The organism is Psychrobacillus mangrovi (assembly GCF_037104765.1).
Lineage (GTDB): Bacteria > Bacillota > Bacilli > Bacillales_A > Planococcaceae > Psychrobacillus > Psychrobacillus mangrovi.
The window spans coordinates 15,527-33,011 of the sequence record NZ_JBAWSY010000013.1 but is presented as its reverse complement, the minus strand read 5'-3'; the positions used below and the strand labels follow the sequence as shown (position 1 = coordinate 33,011).

At 34.2% G+C, this 17,485-nt stretch carries 20 protein-coding genes; 5 read left to right on the top strand and 15 right to left on the bottom strand.

The features are described from left to right. Positions 1-744: 744 nt before the first annotated feature. The 4 genes from WAX74_RS15035 to comGA all read right to left on the bottom strand — a co-directional run bounded on the left by WAX74_RS15035 (position 745) and on the right by comGA (position 5,046). The gene (locus WAX74_RS15035; protein WP_336498483.1) at positions 745-1,863 is read right to left on the bottom strand and encodes an SAVED domain-containing protein; all 1,119 of its coding nucleotides are present in this window, start codon (positions 1,861-1,863) and stop codon (positions 745-747) included. A 48-nt stretch (positions 1,864-1,911) separates the two neighbouring features. Beyond that, entirely contained in the window at positions 1,912-2,358 is a 447-nt protein-coding gene (locus tag WAX74_RS15030) for a hypothetical protein (protein ID WP_336498482.1), read from the bottom strand. Then, a complete protein-coding gene (locus WAX74_RS15025) occupies positions 2,333-3,475 on the bottom strand; it encodes a nucleotidyltransferase domain-containing protein (RefSeq protein ID WP_336498481.1) in 1,143 nt (380 codons plus the stop codon). Before WAX74_RS15025 ends, WAX74_RS15030 begins: the two co-directional genes overlap by 26 nt. Positions 3,476-4,119: 644 nt before the next feature. Next, positions 4,120-5,046, bottom strand: a complete 927-nt coding sequence (gene comGA / locus WAX74_RS15020) for a competence type IV pilus ATPase ComGA (protein WP_413788978.1) — start codon at positions 5,044-5,046, stop codon at positions 4,120-4,122. Between the two features lie 211 nt (positions 5,047-5,257). On the opposite strand from comGA, the gene WAX74_RS15015 reads away from it, so the two are divergent. Next, positions 5,258-5,935: a helix-turn-helix transcriptional regulator gene (locus WAX74_RS15015; protein WP_336498479.1), complete on the top strand. Its 678-nt coding sequence runs from the start codon at positions 5,258-5,260 to the stop codon at positions 5,933-5,935. A 187-nt stretch (positions 5,936-6,122) separates the two neighbouring features. Continuing rightward, entirely contained in the window at positions 6,123-6,365 is a 243-nt protein-coding gene (locus tag WAX74_RS15010; protein WP_053588888.1) for a DUF2626 domain-containing protein, read from the top strand. Between the two features lie 49 nt (positions 6,366-6,414). Here WAX74_RS15010 and WAX74_RS15005 read toward each other — a convergent pair whose 3' ends face one another. Further along, on the bottom strand, positions 6,415-7,053 hold the full coding sequence (locus tag WAX74_RS15005; protein WP_336498536.1) for an MBL fold metallo-hydrolase: 639 nt from the start codon (positions 7,051-7,053) through the stop codon (positions 6,415-6,417). Between the two features lie 152 nt (positions 7,054-7,205). On the opposite strand from WAX74_RS15005, the gene WAX74_RS15000 reads away from it, so the two are divergent. Beyond that, positions 7,206-7,385 carry a DUF2759 domain-containing protein gene (locus WAX74_RS15000; protein ID WP_336498478.1) on the top strand — a complete coding sequence of 60 codons (180 nt, stop codon included), beginning with the start codon at positions 7,206-7,208 and terminating at the stop codon, positions 7,383-7,385. 46 nt (positions 7,386-7,431) lie between these two features. Here the strand turns inward: WAX74_RS15000 and WAX74_RS14995 are convergent, their stop codons facing one another. From WAX74_RS14995 to rpmG, 5 genes are all read right to left on the bottom strand, one after another. Further along, positions 7,432-8,538 carry a YqgU-like beta propeller domain-containing protein gene (locus WAX74_RS14995; RefSeq protein ID WP_336498477.1) on the bottom strand — a complete coding sequence of 369 codons (1,107 nt, stop codon included), beginning with the start codon at positions 8,536-8,538 and terminating at the stop codon, positions 7,432-7,434. A gap of 94 nt (positions 8,539-8,632) precedes the next feature. After that, complete coding sequence (locus tag WAX74_RS14990) at positions 8,633-10,537, bottom strand: LTA synthase family protein (RefSeq protein WP_336498475.1); 1,905 nt, start codon at positions 10,535-10,537, stop codon at positions 8,633-8,635. Positions 10,538-10,901: 364 nt separating this feature from the next. Continuing rightward, positions 10,902-11,093 carry a YqgQ family protein gene (locus WAX74_RS14985; RefSeq protein WP_336498474.1) on the bottom strand — a complete coding sequence of 64 codons (192 nt, stop codon included), beginning with the start codon at positions 11,091-11,093 and terminating at the stop codon, positions 10,902-10,904. A 2-nt stretch (positions 11,094-11,095) separates the two neighbouring features. Continuing rightward, positions 11,096-11,683 carry a 5-formyltetrahydrofolate cyclo-ligase gene (locus tag WAX74_RS14980; protein ID WP_336498472.1) on the bottom strand — a complete coding sequence of 196 codons (588 nt, stop codon included), beginning with the start codon at positions 11,681-11,683 and terminating at the stop codon, positions 11,096-11,098. 64 nt (positions 11,684-11,747) lie between these two features. Then, on the bottom strand, positions 11,748-11,897 hold the full coding sequence (gene rpmG / locus WAX74_RS14975; protein ID WP_053588882.1) for a 50S ribosomal protein L33: 150 nt from the start codon (positions 11,895-11,897) through the stop codon (positions 11,748-11,750). Positions 11,898-12,072: 175 nt separating this feature from the next. On the opposite strand from rpmG, the gene WAX74_RS14970 reads away from it, so the two are divergent. Both WAX74_RS14970 and WAX74_RS14965 read left to right on the top strand, forming a co-directional pair. Next, positions 12,073-12,423, top strand: a complete 351-nt coding sequence (locus WAX74_RS14970) for a hypothetical protein (protein ID WP_336498471.1) — start codon at positions 12,073-12,075, stop codon at positions 12,421-12,423. A gap of 1 nt (position 12,424) precedes the next feature. Further along, a complete protein-coding gene (locus WAX74_RS14965) occupies positions 12,425-12,916 on the top strand; it encodes a hypothetical protein (RefSeq protein WP_336498470.1) in 492 nt (163 codons plus the stop codon). Between the two features lie 63 nt (positions 12,917-12,979). Here the strand turns inward: WAX74_RS14965 and phoU are convergent, their stop codons facing one another. From phoU to WAX74_RS14940, 5 genes are all read right to left on the bottom strand, one after another. Next, on the bottom strand, positions 12,980-13,639 hold the full coding sequence (gene phoU / locus WAX74_RS14960) for a phosphate signaling complex protein PhoU (RefSeq protein WP_336498469.1): 660 nt from the start codon (positions 13,637-13,639) through the stop codon (positions 12,980-12,982). Positions 13,640-13,657: 18 nt separating this feature from the next. After that, on the bottom strand, positions 13,658-14,461 hold the full coding sequence (gene pstB / locus WAX74_RS14955) for a phosphate ABC transporter ATP-binding protein PstB (protein ID WP_413788977.1): 804 nt from the start codon (positions 14,459-14,461) through the stop codon (positions 13,658-13,660). 25 nt (positions 14,462-14,486) lie between these two features. Beyond that, positions 14,487-15,365: a phosphate ABC transporter permease PstA gene (gene pstA / locus WAX74_RS14950; protein ID WP_336498468.1), complete on the bottom strand. Its 879-nt coding sequence runs from the start codon at positions 15,363-15,365 to the stop codon at positions 14,487-14,489. 1 nt (position 15,366) lies between these two features. Then, positions 15,367-16,314, bottom strand: a complete 948-nt coding sequence (gene pstC, locus WAX74_RS14945; protein WP_336498467.1) for a phosphate ABC transporter permease subunit PstC — start codon at positions 16,312-16,314, stop codon at positions 15,367-15,369. Positions 16,315-16,392: 78 nt separating this feature from the next. Continuing rightward, on the bottom strand, positions 16,393-17,355 hold the full coding sequence (locus tag WAX74_RS14940; protein WP_336498466.1) for a PstS family phosphate ABC transporter substrate-binding protein: 963 nt from the start codon (positions 17,353-17,355) through the stop codon (positions 16,393-16,395). Positions 17,356-17,485: the final 130 nt, after the last annotated feature.

Sequence of the window (17,485 nt, the reverse complement as noted above, 5' to 3'; positions counted from 1 at the left end):
ATTAATTAATTCATAAGGTGAAATAATTTGTTTAACTTTTTTAGCATTTGTATTTTTATCATTGTATTCAATTAAAAATTAGAACGTTATAGTTCATATATAACATTCACAAACAACTTTCAGGAACCCTTTTTTCTTTTTGATTGCTGTCAAGATAATGTTGCTGACTCAGGCTTCCCTCCCCACAAAAAATGAATTTATTACAAATTATCCTTCAGGTAATATACAATTACATAGTATCGTTAAAAAATACTTATTTAAAAACCAAAAAAGCCGCTAACAATTAGCAACTTTTTCTTGCTTAATGTTCTATTATAGTAGATGCTATCCAAATGCTTTCCGTTAATTATCGGACTTAATATCACCTATCAAAACGTATATGGAAACCCACCATTTTTTTATTTTCTTCGAATAACGAAAGTGCTAAATCTTCATTGGGCAACCATACTCGTCCTAATTCACATTATCAAAAAAAATGAGCTGTGAGTTTTCCTCAAAGCTCATTTTGTTCTTATAATAATACTTGTAAATTTGAATTATTAAACTTTACTGTAATAACGCAACCAATAATAAAACCTATATCACAGGGTTTTTGCAGTACCCAGTGATGTTTTAAAGTTGGCTGTTCGCAAAGGATAAAGAATGAGTTATTTTCCGATTAACCAAAAAAAGCAGAAGGATAAGCAACTAATAATTAACAGCTTCTCCCTATGCTTTATATCACCCTGTTGTATGAAAGATTTACTAAACTATCATCATATCGGACTTAATATCACCTATCGAAAACGTATATTGAAACCCACCAACTTTTTTATTTTCGTCGTATAACGAAAGTGGCAAATCAGCTTTCGGCATCCATACACGACCTAATTCAACTGCTGTTGAAACAGATGTAGCAGGGAAAACGTGAATAACACTATCTTCACCGTGTGTTAACTTAATTTTATTAAACAATTCTCTCATTAAAACACGAAACTTACTTAATTGGTTTTTTCCTTTTAAAAAATCTCTAGATGGTGAAGGGATGGTTATTGTCCAAATCGAGGTGTCCTCCCCAAGTACATTAGTAATACGACTGTTGTCAATCGTTGCACTTAGCGATAGATTTAATGCAACTTTTTCATGAATGGTTTCTGGTTCAATTACTATATAATCAAAATCGTCAGGTTCACCTTGCCATTTCCAATTTTGGGGTTCCCTGTGTAATTGGTAAACGTCAGTAGGATAAATATCTGATATTAATGTTCCTAAGAGAATAAGTAAAGGCTGTGGAGCAAATGCAAATACCGATAAATGATCTATATCGCCTAAAGCTATCCTTCTATTTACTTTGTCATTAAATTGATTTTTAAGATGATCGCTTTCTAATTTCCAATAGAATTCATTGCTATCGTAAAAAGAACTATTGCGTAAACCCAATTCAATCGCTGGCTTTTCTGCTGGATATCTGAGAGGCAACATTGCATCGGTTGTGTTGCTCCAATTAATCCGAGAAGAATGATTTCCGATATTAGCATCGTACAGAAGAACATGGCTTTTCATGTCTTCTTTTATAGAAGTTACCATTTCTATTCTAATTTCGTGTTTTCGCTTCATTTCTATTAAACGGTCAACTGGGTGACCTTTTTCATCTTCTATATCGATTAATCTATGGTGTTCATCACACATAAGCATTAAATTGGTTATATCTGATGCAAGTTGTTCAGAAAGTGTTTCATGTCCTCGTGGGCCCTTAGGTTTATCACCAATAATATGTGCGATATATGCTGTGTTAAACTCGAATTGAGTTAATGAGTCTAACCATAATGGTTCATTGCAGCCTTCATATTGACATCTACCGCCAGCTTTACCCCACAACCTCATTTTCACCTTACCTGGAATATATGATACCGACAGAGCAATCTCTCCTCTTTAAAAATATTTCTTCCCTTTTTTCTTATTCGGATGTTCTCCTCCACCAAGCCATTCCCCTGTTGCATGCCATAGTTCATAGTAATATAACCACAGTGAAGTCCAAGGAACAATTGTTTTTGAAATCAACTTTTCTTTTGTCCATTCTTTCTTTTTCGGTTGAAAAAGACACAGCTTGTTCCCTGGATACACATGGGGTATGCTTTCATCTCCCCTTTTTACAAGGACAGGAGAAAGTACCGTTACATCTGGTTGATCCATACCTAAAGAATAAACAATACGTACAGTGTATTTTTTGCTTAATTGTGTTGGTTGGAGGTTGCCTGTCCAAGTCACTACGTTTTTATTCCATTCTGCAATAAAATCAGGAAAATCATTTTCCATTGCAACAATTTGTTCAGCTAGTGGTAAAAACAACTTTTTATATGGAATCTTCTTTTTCGCCATAAAACGTGTTTCTCTCCATTGCAACTGCTTTTTTTGTTGTTGCTGCAACCAGTAAACCCGAACCAACTACTCCTAGTACTTTGTTATTTCTTGATTTTTCTAAATGTGCGGCCTGTTCTTTGAATGCTTGGTTCGTTACATTCTCACCGAACATTTGCTTTAACTTATCAGCTATTACATGCAGTCCCTGTAACTCGTTCAATTGCTCCCAGTTTATTTTAAAATCTTTGATGAATTTTATAAATGAATGATATAATTCAGGTTTTCCATCCCATCTTTCGCTCAAATCTTCCTTATCGTTTGACGGATTTAATACAACTAACCTTGTATCGCTTTTTGAAACCAGGACCTGAATTTGATCTAATACGTGTGTTATTGTCTCATTGACAGAAACTTGTCCTCCATATACTTGTCCAGCCAGAGTCGTTAAAACAATACTGATTGGTGCTGAATCGGGATCTTCTTCAAAATAAATATCTCGGTATCGCTTGATTAATTGAACAGCTCTTTTAAGCGGTGCTTTTCTTTCAACACCTTCATCGTTAGGTAGTGGTTCAATATCTGCTCGAGCTTCGAAGGATTTTTCCACTAAAATAGAACGGTTATTTAACCAAGCGGTATAACCTTTTGGGTTACTATCTTTCCAGTCCTCTGCTTTACGGTCAGGAACCTTTACACATGTATCAGCACCAGGGTTTGCAGGATGCGCTGGTAATATATCCAAATGGAATTCATTTGCGTAATTAAGGCGTATACAACGGTTTTTTCGTTCCACCTTATCCTTATAAATCTCGTTATCTTTTAATCTTTGTTCAATCCTATTTAACAACTCAATTGGATCCTTACCTTCACAGGACTCAGCAATTTCACATACCAAGTCAAGATCGTATTCTTGTTTTGATAGCGGTTTTACAGTTGTGCCAATACTTAGTGAACCTTGTGGGTAGATGTTTATCTCTGCTCCATTAAATAGATCTTCATCTTTCGAGAGCCAAGTTCCAACCGCTTTATAACGATCTTCGGCAAGTTCCCTTTGCGTTTTACTTATCTGTAACTTTTCACCAACACGTTGTAACAAATCATCCACTAAACCATTTTTTCCGAATGTTTCAATCATAAATTATTCCTTTCTATTTTAAATTTTTAAACAGGAATCAAAAGGGAAAGCATGTTCTTATACACATTATATTACACAACATATAGTAAAGTCAAAGAACATCAAACACAATATGTTGTAATTTAATTTCTCTTTTTCAACCCTTTGATAATTCTTTGTGACCAATTTTTAAAAAATGTTGGTAACTTTTTGTCTTATTGCCCCTTCCCTTAGTAGTCATCTCTATTAATAGGTATCTTCATAAAAAAATTGTGGAAAAAGAAAGGATTAATCCTCTTGTTTCAAATAATTCAAAAGAGCGGAAAGGTATACTTCGTAGTTCAGTATTTGAATGCATCGGTGAAAAGAATGTCTATATATATCACATATCCATTAGACGTTGTTATTATTTCACTTTGCAATATATTAATCAGAATTACTTTAATTTTTCGTCGTTTTGTGTTTTAATAACCCATGTTGGCTTTCTAATAACATAAAAGAATAAGTCGGCAGAGTATAAAGATTCTTTCAAAAAAAACGGGGCAACGTCAAGTATATTTGCTCAATTATTCTTCTGTCGCCATGAATCCTGCACAATTAGTCTTCTATCGCCAACCTTTGATTTGTGTGTCGCCTAGCATTCTGCACAATTAGTCTTCTGTCGCCTAACTTTGATTTGGTTTTTTTCTTCTATCTATATTGAAATTGCCTTCGCCTAACAATCTGATACAGAATCCAGGCATACCAAGGGATTCAAGAGATGTTTGTGCCAAGGAGTTGAACGATTTGCCAAGGATTATGAGCTTTCGCTTAGGATGGTGAAAAACAACACCAAGATCCATTAATCGATATAAAGAGCCTACTGCATTTTTTGCATGAATGGTGGAAACGACAAGGTGCCCGGTCAAAGCTGCTTGGATTGCAGCTTTAGCCGTATCTTCATCTCTTATCTCTCCAATCATAATAACGTCCGGTGAATGCCTTAATATAGCTTTTAATCCAGCAGCATATGTTACACCAGAGCGTTCATTTACTTGAATCTGTAATAAATGAGATTGACTATTTTCAACAGGGTCTTCAAGTGAGATAACATGTCGATTTAAATTTTCTGAACAATACTTAGTGAGTGAATACATGGTTGTGGATTTGCCAGAACCAGTAGGACCAACAAAAAGAACTAATCCTTGACGGTTAGAAGCAAGCTCCACTATTTTCTCAGAAGCATCTTGAAATAGGGATAAGGAATGTAATAGTTTTGCATTATCGTGTTGTTGAAGTCGTATAACTAATGACTCTCTTCCGAAAATAGATGGTAAGGTGGAAACACGAAATGAAAACTTTTGAGAGTTAAAAATTTGATGAAAGGAACCACTTTGTGGCTTTCTTTTTTCGCTGATATCAAGAGAGGATAAAAATTTGAAGAATGAAATAAACCGTTCGCCCATGTTCAGGGGAAGCTTCCCTGCTTCAAACATTTGAGAATTTTTCTTAAAGTAGTAAAAATAATTCTCTTCATTTGGAATCATGTGCAAATCTGAAGCACCAAAACTATGGGCTTTCTTTAGTAGCTGAAAACATTTTTGTTCAATCATATTTTCTAATTGTTGCATGCATCTTTCCTTTCTCCAGTATACAAGTTGTGACCGCAAACAGCTTGTACAAAACAAGTATACTTTGAAATATATTAAAAAGAAAGATATATTATAGAATTTTCTAATAATTAAATCAAAATGGTGAAACTCCTTTGGTAAATTCAAAATATTTATTATAATAATAGACAACAAGCAGAAAAGAGGGAAAAAGATGCCGAAAACATTACAGCTTACAAGTACATTAGCAGATGAAACAAGGTATTCTATTTATCAATATATTGTAAAAGAACGAAAAGTAGTTTCGGTACAAGATATTGCTGATCAATTTGGCATTCATCCAAACGTAGCAAGAATGCACCTTTCAAAACTAGATGATTCCAAACTATTGCGTTCCGAGTTGATTAAGAACAGAAAAGGAGGTAGACCCGCAAGAATCTATAACCTTGCAGAAAACCCGGTATATTTAAGCTTTCCAAAACAAGAGGATCATCTTCTCTTACAGTGGTTAATTGAACTTGTAAGCTCTCTTGGAGAGGAAGCGATCTTAAAAGGAAAAGAAATGGCATATGTACACGGTAAACGATTAATGAATAACTTCTCTTCTACATGTACCTTTGAAGAAAAAATAAATATTTTAACCGAGAATACTACATCCATCGGTTATTTACCTTCTATACAAGAAGAAAATCATAAAAAAGTGATTACGTTTAGCATTTATAATTGTCCGTACAAAAATCATATGAAAAATCACTCAGAACTTATCTGCGCTTTACATGAATCTTATTTAAGAGGCCAATTTGACGCATTATTTCCCACAAATGATTTTGTTCAATTAGATAGCATCCAAGATCAATGTCAAAATTGCTTATATCACATAGAAGTTTTATAATGGGAATTAATGTACGAGCATGTGACACTCAAAGTTTCTTCTTTTAAAAACTTATAAATGGAACATATTTGTGACAAAATAAAGTGGAATACAAAGAAGAAATATTTAATACGGTTTACATGCGCGAACACTTTCATTTATAATGAATATGAGAATATTTGTGTCGTTGCAAAAGGAGGGACTACAAATGGGCAATATGTATAAAGTAATGGCTTTCTGGACAGGGATTTTTGCAGTTATGTTTTATTTAGGTGATATGACAGAAGCTTCTTTACTATTTTTAGCAAATACGGGGATTTTCCTTCTTTTAGGGTTTTTAAACCTTTCTGAACGTATGTATATGTACATCTTTGGAGCTTACCTAATGTTCTTCTTCGCTGGTTTTACATACTATACAACGTTTATTCACGTACCAGGGGCTGGACATTAATATTTGTCCAGAAAAAAGCAGCTCATTTAATGAGCTGCTTTTATTATGGTCAAAAACCATTTAAAAATGGATTTGATTCCATTTCATCCTCTGGTGTAGTCTCAGGACCATGACCAGGATATAAAATTGTTGTTTCCGGCAAGGTTAATAATTTTGTATGAATGGACTTCATTAGTTCTGCGTTGTTTCCTCCTGGAAGATCCGTTCTTCCCACACTATTTTGAAAAAGTGTATCGCCTACGATTGCAAAAGAATCATTTTCAAAATAATACGTTAAACTACCTGGTGAATGGCCCGGCGTGTGAAAAACTTTAAAGGAAAAATCATCTATCTTTAAATTTGACTCGTTTGATAAAATCACATCTGCTTCTTTACAAGTAATAGATGGGATTTCAGCATATTTGCCAGAACCGTTTTTAGCGGGATCCATCAACCATTTCTTTTCGGCATTATGTATATACACAGGAATGGAAAATGTATCTCTTATTGGATCTACCGCACCTATATGATCAAAATGAGCGTGCGTTAACAAGATAGCGACCGGCTTTACATTCAGTCGTTTCAGTTCATTTATTAGCTTTTCTGGATCTCCACCAGGATCAAAGATTAAGGATCGTTTGGCAGCGTTTGATACGATATAACAGTTTGTTTGAATATACCCTAATGGATAAGATCTTACATTTAATATAACAATCACCTCTTCCCTATTTTAATCGTTTCTAAATCGTTGTTCAATGATTCGCCACTTTTTTCACTCGACAAAAAAGGGGAATACAATTACAATAGAAGAGGAATATGTATAGCGACATTCATTTTCTGATGTCGAGAGGAGTGTCTTTCATGAACTTATTAATGGTTATTTTCGGACTCGTTACAGTTTTAGCTGTAATCGGCACTATCCAAGCTTTCAAAGAAAAGAATGTGCTAGGAGTTCTATTTAACTTTGGTACATTTGCTGTTTTTGGCTTCTTTACTGTCATGACAATTGTGAACCAAGGTTTTCCACCAAGCCTACATTAAAACGTTATGAAAAAAGCTGTTGTACAAGTTGTACAGCAGCTTTTTTCTATTCCTTTAATTGTAACCAACGTTGTTCTTCGAAGGGCTTTATTTGAATCCAATGATCCTTCTCATATCCTGCAAGGCAGGTTTCTCTGTTTGGTGCGCAATCAATCGGTTGAGTCGATATTTCCCCTAACTCTTGCTCACCTTCCATTGAAAAAAATGAAAGAACTCCCTTTTGCTCAATCTCATCTATATTTCCGGCTTGGATTGGTTTAATAATAAATAATTCATCTGTATTTACAATTGAAATGGTTGGAATAACCCATTCAGAATAATTGCTAATAGCAGGGGAAGTCCACTCAATGAAATTTTCGAGCTTATCTTGCAAGCGATACTCATATATATTTTTAGGTTCATTTATTTGAATATACAACAAGCTTTCACCTAAATTTTGAACATCCACTAAATGAGTTATCCCTGTTTCTTTCAGGGACTTGTCTTGAATAGAATACAACATTAATTCATATCCATCTAGACTGCTCTCTGACCCTCTAAACACCATCAAATGTTCTTCATCATACCACTTAACGAATGGATTTTCTACTTCAATCGCTTGTAGCTTTTGAGTAGAACCATCATAAACAAATGTATTGAAGGTCCAATCCTCATAAAACGTCGTAAATACAATCAAATCTTGATTTGTTGGGTGCCAATCCATGTATAATTCATCTGATTCAAAAGTTAAACTTTGTACTAAATAACCATTCTTATGTATAATCTGCACTTCTGCTGAAGAAGAATTATTAGAGGTATGTAATAATATCAATTCTTTGTTAGGATGTATAGAAGCTTGAATAATGGGTAGGGATGAAGTGTAAATAACCTTCCAAGTATCATGAGAAACGGAATACGATTGAACCGTCCATTGTCCTTTATCCATTAGCACAAAAGCAATATCATCATTAGATAGCCAACCTATCACACTGTGAAAGCTTGAGGAAGCCATTGAAATGGAAGGTATTTCTTTAGTAAGTGATGGTGAAGTATTTTCTGGGACAGAAACTTCTTCCGTAATCGGTGTCTTTACTTGTTCCTTCACTGGTATTTTAGTCTCTGTACAAGCTTGAAGCAATAAAATAAAAACAATAAGTATACCAATTCTCTTCAATTGACTCCCCCCTTCACCGTTATACTATTAGACGCACGACAAGTACTTTTGTTTCATAAAAAAGCACAGACTTTGAAGTGTCTGTGCTTTGTTATTACTGCTCTTCTTTTTCAGCTTCATCAATTAAGAGGTTTCCGGTTTTGAGATCATAGAAACGAAGTAAATCACCATTAATAATCTGATCGGAATATCCTAGCTCTTGTGCTGCTCGCTCGATATACGGCTCACAACTTCCTATATCAATTTGCAATCCTGTTTCATTATCATAACAAGCGTTTCCAGCAAAAACCAATTTATCTGTTACAAAATCACCATTTCGGAAAACGACAAAATCCTCATGGTCCTCAGAAAATACATCTGCTCCTAATTGCATATCTTTAGCTGTTTCTATGCCAAGTAAGTGCAATACAGTTGGTCTAATATCAATTTGACCAGCAGTTTCTGTTACTTCTTTTCCAACTCCGCTATTAGGAATATGAACGAAAAATGGAACTCTTTGAAGTTTTGCAGATTCGTATGGTGTAATTTCTTTTCCTAAATATTGTGCCATTGCAGCATTGTGGTTCTCAGAAATGCCATAATGATCCCCATACATAACAATTATTGAATTATCATATAAGCCTTGTGCTTTTAAATCCTCAAAGAACGACTTTAATGCTTCATCCATATAACGTGCAGATTGGAAATACTTGTTCAATGTACGTGAATTTGAATTATATGGAGGGATAAGTTGATCCTCTTCGTCTAAATCAAATGGATGATGATTTGTTAAAGTAATTAGTCTTGAATAGAAAGGTTGTGGCATTTGGGCCATATGGTCAACGGATTGTTCAAAGAATGGAATATCCTTCATTCCCCAGTTAACTGCATCGCCTTCGTTTACAACATAACTATTGACATCATAGAACTTTTGAATAGAAAGTGCTTGATACATCATATCACGATTCCAGAAGCTTTTATTATTCGGATGCATTACGTTTGTGTAATAACCTTTTTCATTTAAGCTTTCAGCCATGGAATGAAACTTATTTCCTCCATGTGTAAAGAATACTGCTCCTCCACCAAGTCCGTAGAGTGAATTCTCCACAATAAACTCTGAGTCGGATGTTTTACCTAGACCTGTTTGATGATAAAAGTTAGAGAAGTAAAACGTATCTTTATCTTTAGTCAAAGAATTTAAGAATGGGGTAACTTCATATCCATTCATGTCATTATTAATAACAAAGTTTTGTAATGACTCCATAGAAACCACGATTAAATTACGACCATCTGCAAGCCCAAACATTTCAGCGTTAGGTTCAGCTTGGTTAGATCGTACATAGTTATTAACCTCTACAAGTTCACTACCATCAGCAAGTGCTCGCTGTGCATGAGACTTAGACTGAATATAAATGTCATACAGATGATAATTGTAAGGCCCTAAATTTTTTACTAACATTTCACGGTCAAAACTTCTTGTAAGAAGTTGTGGTCTTTCAATTTCAGCTAACCCTAAATTTAAAAATAACACGGCAGCAGCAAATACAAAGTATGCTCTTCTTGTCGTGGATTTTACAACCGATATTTTATCACCTATTTTTAACCATTTTAAAGCAATTATAAGGAATACTACATCTGTAAAGAAGAAAATATCCGTAAAGTAAATACTTTCCATAGCAGATGATCCTAAATCACCAAAATTGCTCGTTTGGAATAATACAGGCAACGTTATAAAGTCTGTAAAGAAACGGTAGAACACCGCATTAGCATATAGTATGATTGTAAGAACCGCATTTGTTATAACGATATATCTATTTCTTGCTTTTGGACTTTTAAAGAAAAGTGATAACCCATATACAAATAAAAGAAAGCTCAACGGGCTTATAAATAATATCACTTGTTGCATCATATTCTCGATTTTCAAATCAAAGCTTGTGTGGTAAACCACATATGTTTTAATCCAAGTTGCCACAATAGCTATAACAAGAATAGAATGTGTCGGCCAATTATTCTTTTTCATGCCTACATCCTCCCCTATTTTGTACTCTTAAGTAGGAATAAAAGTAACAAAATATATCTTAATCCTTTCTTAACAATAAATCAATATAAATGATATCTTCATTTGATATAATTTTACAGGTCCTTAATTTTGTTACCCTCTATTAAACGTGTTAAAACTAAAAAAGTTTCCTTTTTTAGCAAAAAGAATATAAAATGGGGATTAATTTATCATTTTATTGTTATAAATGAGCGTTCCCTAGGCATCATCCTCGGTAAGCTTCTGAAAACTTGAACTTCCCTATAAATATAAAGACTGTAAACAACTCGTTTTTTTCGAGTTGTCTACAGTCCGAAGTGATTAATTTGCCTATTAATCGCCATTATTACTTAAGATTATTTTTTTCTTGTCGAAGTATAAGCAATGCGAGTTGAAAGTCTTGAGCTTCAATCATTTGCATTTTATATAATTCTTTTATTTCATCTTCCATTAGTTCAAGATCCGCGATACGATCTTTTGTATAAATGTACGTACCGAATCGTTTTAAAAGCTGCATAACATCATATACTGTCTTCATATCTATCGCCGATCCTCGTTCCGGTATAAATGACATTTTATCATTTGCTTATCGGTAATGATCATGTCCACTGGGAGATCAAAACTCTCCTTTTCCAAGTCATCCCTTAATTGAAAATCAAATGCTAAAGAAATCTTATTTCCTTCGTAATTCATTAAAAACCGATCGTAATAACCGCCTCCGTATCCTATTCTATGACCAGATAAGCTATAAGCTATTCCAGGAACAACTAGAAGATCGATATCCTTCGGAGCTACTGCAGTCGTTACCAATGGATTTGGCTCTAATAAATGCATATACACTTTTTCTAATTGATTGTAGCTCTCTAGCTTATAAAAAGTCATTATCCGTTCTTTTGGCGAGCATTTGGGCACTACTACTGTTTTGCCCATTTCCCACAGCGTGCGGATAATTCCTTCAGTATCCACCTCCGGAAAATGGGAGATGGTTATACCTATAGTAGATGCTTGTTTTACACTTTGTAATGTAATAAAGCTACGCTCGATTTCTTTTGAAAAAATTTCATAGGAGGACTTCTTGAGTGAAGATAGTTGTTGTTTCATTTCTTCTCTTAACTCTTTCTTTTTCATGTCATTTCCCTCCGATTTTTACATAGAAAAAAACCAAAACCGAAGTTGGTTTTGGCTTAGGTTATTATTTAGTTTCTCTATGAAGAGTCATTTTCTTTTCACGTGAGCAATATTTTTTAAGTTCAAGACGTTCTGGATTGTTACGCTTGTTTTTCTTAGAAATATAGTTGCGCTCTCCGCAATCTGTACAAGCTAATGTAATATTAACGCGCATGGTTGTCCCTCCCACTCTTTTACAGGATGAAATATAAAATCTGAGCATGATTTATACGACTAACCCATTATAGCATATTATCCAAGAAAATCTACTATTTAATAAAAGAATTAATTCAAAGTTTTTTGGTATATGTTACTATTATAAAAGAAGTAATAATTTTGAGGTGAATAAAATGAGCTATGCAATTATTATCATGAGTATTGGAGTTTTACTAATCATTGTTTCCTTTTTTGTAAAGGACTCCACTAAAAAGATGGAGTCAGAAGTGGAGGAACTCTCCATTACATTATATCAAGAAACAAGTGCTATTAAACGAAGACTAAAAATTGTTGAAGAAGAATTATTATTAGAAGGCTCAAAAATAACTGTTCCCAAAAAGCAAAAAACAAAACCTGTTATACATGAAATTATTAAAAGCCAAGTACTAGCATTACATAAACAGGGCTTTTCATTACCGGAAATAAGCAAGAGGTCTTCCCTTTCTGTAGAAGAAGTAAAATACGTTATTGGCGGTGGAAAATGAGATGAAGAGGTCTTCCATCCGTTCTTTTGGTATCGGTTTGTTTTTAGCAGGGGCATTGCTCCAAATTCAACATTTTACTCAAGAGGATGAAATCATTTCAAAACGATCTATCACTGAAGAAGCGTACGAAAAGTCACAAGCAGAATTAAAAACCGTAAAACAACAATTAGCTCAGCTTCAATTAGATTTGGAAAATGCACGAAAGGGACAACCTGTTGGTGACGAATCGAATGAAACTGAATCAGGAAAAGAGGAAGCATCCACAGCGGATTCGAATGAAGGAAGTACTAAATATACTTTAGTGATTTCTTCAGGAATGAACTCAAAAGAAATTAGTTCTATTTTAGAGGATGTTGGAATTGTTCAAAACAAGCAAGATATAGAAGATTATTTGGTCTCTCAAAATTTAGCTGGACGTATTCAAATAGGTGAGTATGAATTGGATTCATCCATGACACTAAAACAAATTGCAGAAAAGATAACAGGCAAATAATGTGATAAAGATTAGGTTAAAAGAGGCCACCAAAAGAAAATACTTTTGGATGACCTCTTTTTTTTAATTATTTAGTTCGTAGTGCTTTCCTTTTAGTAAAAACAATAAACGCTCCGCCATATTTGTTGCATGGTCAGCAGATCTTTCTAAATATCTACAAACAAATGATAGTTGTGTTACTTGACTTAGTTGTTCTGGTTGCTCCACACCAACAGAGAGAAGTGTTCTAATAGCATGACCATACAATTCATCTACTTCATCATCTAGTTTTGCAATCTTTTTAGCTTCCTCAATATCTTCATTCAAGAATGCATCGATTATTGACTTTAGCATGATTATTGTTTTCTCACGCATTTCGTCTAATAATTGTATTGGAGCAATATGCTCGTCTTTACCAATGCGTATTGTTTCTTTTGCTATATTAACCGCATAATCTCCGATTCTTTCCATATCAGCTGCAATTTTCACTAATACCATTAATCTACGTAAGTCTTTAGCAACTGGCTGCTGTTTCGCAATTAGTAAAATAACACGGTCATTAATTTCTTCTTCCATACGGTTAATGTGAATATCATCATTGATAATCGTAAGTGCACCTTCAATATTATTATTAAGCAGATGGTCCATCGCAGCATTAAGTGTATTAATAGCTGTGTTACTCAATTCAATCATTAAATTCTGAACTTGTTGTAATTCCGCATCAAATTTCTCTCTTCCTACCATCACTAATTACCCCTTTCATCATCCGAAACGCCCGGAAATATAATCTTCTGTACGCTTATCTTCTGGAGTTGAAAAAATCACATCCGTATTATCAAACTCTACCACTTCTCCGTTTAAGAAGAAAGCAGTTTTGTCAGAAATACGAGCTGCTTGTTGCATATTATGTGTAACAATGATGATAGAATAATCACTTTTCAATTCCTGAATTAGTTCCTCTACTTTTAATGTAGAGATTGGGTCTAATGCCGAAGTAGGCTCATCCATTAAAATAACATCAGGTTCAATTGCAAGACAGCGAGCTATACAAATACGTTGTTGCTGACCACCTGAGAGGCTATACGCATTTGTTGATAAGCGATCTTTTACTTCGTCCCAAATAGCTGCACCGCGTAAACTTTTTTCTACTATTTCATCAAGAATTTTCTTATTTTTTATCCCATGGATTCTTGGACCATATGCAATATTATCATAAATGGATTTTGGAAATGGATTTGGTTTTTGGAAAACCATTCCTACTTTTGTACGCAATTCTTCCACACCGTATTCTGTATCAAAAATATTACGATCACGATACAAAATTTTACCGGAAGTTTTTACTGATGGAACTAATTCTACCATTCGATTTAAAGTTTTGATATACGTAGATTTACCGCAACCAGAAGGTCCAATAATTGCTGTTACTTCATTTTCTTTAATTTGAAGATCGATATTTTTTAAAGCATGATGATTACCATACCATAAGTTTAATTGTTGAGTGTTGTATACAATATTAGAAGTTGAATTATTTAGTGATGTTTCGTTATTTAAAGATTTTACCATCATTACTTCCCCCTATTCACAAATTAGCTTAGTACCTTTTCTGAAATTTATTTCGAATAAATATAGCGATGGAATTCATGATCAATAAGAATGCCATGAGAACTAGAATTCCTGCTGACGCGACATATTGGAATTCCGCCTGTGGTCTTTTAGCCCAATCGTAGATTTGCATTGGTAGTGCAGTAAACTGACTTAGTAAATTTTCAGGTAAAAACTGAATAATTACTGGAACACCAATTACTACTAATGGTGCCGTTTCACCGACTGCACGAGAAAGAGCTAAAATTGCACCAGTAAGAATACCAGGAATAGCTGAGGGTAGGACAACTTTAACAATTGTTTGCCACTTTGTCGCTCCCATTCCATATGAAGCTTCTCGAACATCTTGAGGTACTGCACGAATTGCTTCCTGAGAACCAACGATAATAACAGGTAATATTAACAAACTCATCGTAAATCCTGCAGCCAAAACACTATTTCCTAAAGCTAAAGCCCGAACAAAAATTGTTAAACCTAGCAAACCAAATACTACCGAAGGAACACCTGCTAGGTTGGAAATGTTCATTCGAATAAAATCATTTAATTTATTTTTTTTAGCATATTCTTCTAAATAAATTGCAGTACCTACTCCTAAAATTAACGAAATAGGAGCAACTACACACATTAACCAAATTGAACCTATTAACGCAGCCTTTATTCCGGCTTTAGCAGGGAAACGGGATCCATAGTTTTGGAAAAATTCTGGTGTAATATATCCAACACCTTGAGTAATGATTCGATAAAACAAGATTCCAAGAGCAACTAAAGCAAACAATGTAGCAAAAAGGAATATCACTTTAAAAACACGATTTACATTTAATCGACTATTCATTTTTTTTAGAACTGATTCTTGATTAACATATTTCATATTAATATTCCTCCCGGAACTTTTTCGAAATCGCGTGAGCAATAAAATTCATCAATAATGTAAATAGGAATAAAGTAAATCCTACTGCATAGATGGAATAATAAATCGTTGTTCCATATCCCGCATCACCTGATGAAACTTGTACAATATATGCAGTCATAGTTTGAATAGAGCCAGTTACATCTAAATCGAATTTAGGAGTAGATCCTCCTGCTAAAGAAACTATCATCGTTTCTCCAATTGCACGAGACAGTGCTAGTACTACTGACGCAATAATTCCTGAAAGTGCAGCGGGTAGTACAACCTTGATAGCTACTTCCAATTTTGTTGAACCCATAGCTAGGGCACCTTCACGTATTGAATTCGGTACAGAGCCCATTGCATCTTCTGATAAAGATGCAATCATTGGTAATATCATAATACCTACAACAATACCTGGGCTCAATGCATTAAAGATTTTCAAGTCAGGAATAAATTGTTGTAAAAGCGGTGTTACAAATGTCAATGCAAAGAAACCATAAACAATTGTTGGTATACCTGCTAAAACCTCTAATACAGGTTTAATAATTCTACGAGCGTTATCACTTGCATATTCACTTAAGAATATAGCAGAACCAATACCAAATGGAACTGCAACAATTGCAGCTATAAAAGTTACTTTTAATGTACCCGCTATTAAAGGAAGAATTCCATATAACTGTTCTGTATTAGCAAATGGAAACCATTCGGTTCCGAATAAAAAATCTAATATCGGTACACGAGTGAAAAATATTACTGTTTCTATAATAAGGGTAAAGACAATACCCAAAGTAGTTAATACTGAAACACAAGCAATAAGTAGGAGAATAATTGGAATTATTTTTTCTACTACTTTTTTTTGTTTCTTGCTATTTGATTTTGCAATTAGCTCTTGTACTGATGGATGACCAGTCGCATTCTTTTGAGCCATAGTGAATCCCCCTTTTACCAAACGCAAGAAAAGAGTAGCAAGCCCTGCTACTCGTCTCTTACTTTTTAGATTGACCTATTATTTTAATGCTTCTAAATCAGCTAAACCTTTGTCGTAATCTTCTTGTGGAAGACTTACATATCCAACTGCTTCAGCCATTTCTCCTGCATTTTCAAGTGTATATTTCATGAAATCATAAAATGCTGGATTTTCTTTAAGTGCACTATTTTTTGCATATACGAACAATGGACGAGAAAGTGGTGAATAATCACCTGATTCAATTGTTTCGTTTGTAGGTTCTACACCGTTAATTTTAACAACTTTTAAAGTATCTTGGTTAGCTAAATAGTATGCATAACCGAAGAAAGCTATTGCATTTTTATCGCCTTGTACACCTTGTACTAATACGTTATCATCTTCAGAAAGAGTTGCTGATTTTACTAAGTCAGCTTCATCAAGAATTACTTCATCAAAATAGTCATATGTTCCAGAATCAGTACCTGGTGAGTAGAATACGATTTCTTCTGCTGGCCATTCCGGATTAATATCAGACCATTTTTTAGCTGTGCCATCTTCAATCCACATTTTCTTAAGATCTTCAACAGTTAAATCTTCTACCCAGTCATTATCTTTATTAACTACTACTGATAAACCATCATTAGCTATTTGGAATTCAGTATAGTCAATTCCAGCTTCTTCAAGTTTTGTTTTTTCTTCGTCTTTAATTGGACGAGATGCATTAGAAAAATCTGTTTCACCCGCGATGAATTTTTCAAATCCGCCACCTGTACCAGACACACCAACTGATACTTTTACTTTATTTTGAACGCCTGCATATTCTTCAACAAGTGCTTCCGTAATAGGAGCAACTGTACTAGATCCATCTCCAGCAACTTGACCTTCTAGAACTGCCTCATCTTGTGTATCGCCAGCAGTTTCAGTTTCTTCTTTTGGTTCTGAACTTGTATCGTTTCCACAAGCTCCAAGTACTAATGCTGATCCTACCATTGTTGTCATTAAAAAGTACTTCCAGTTCTTCATCAGGTAAATCCCCCTAAAGTTATGTTTTCTATTTTTCTTACAATGCTTACTATAAAGGCTCCATGTTGAGTCGATATGAATGTATTGTAAAGCTTTTGTAAAGTAAGTTTCGAAATGCATTCAATTTGGT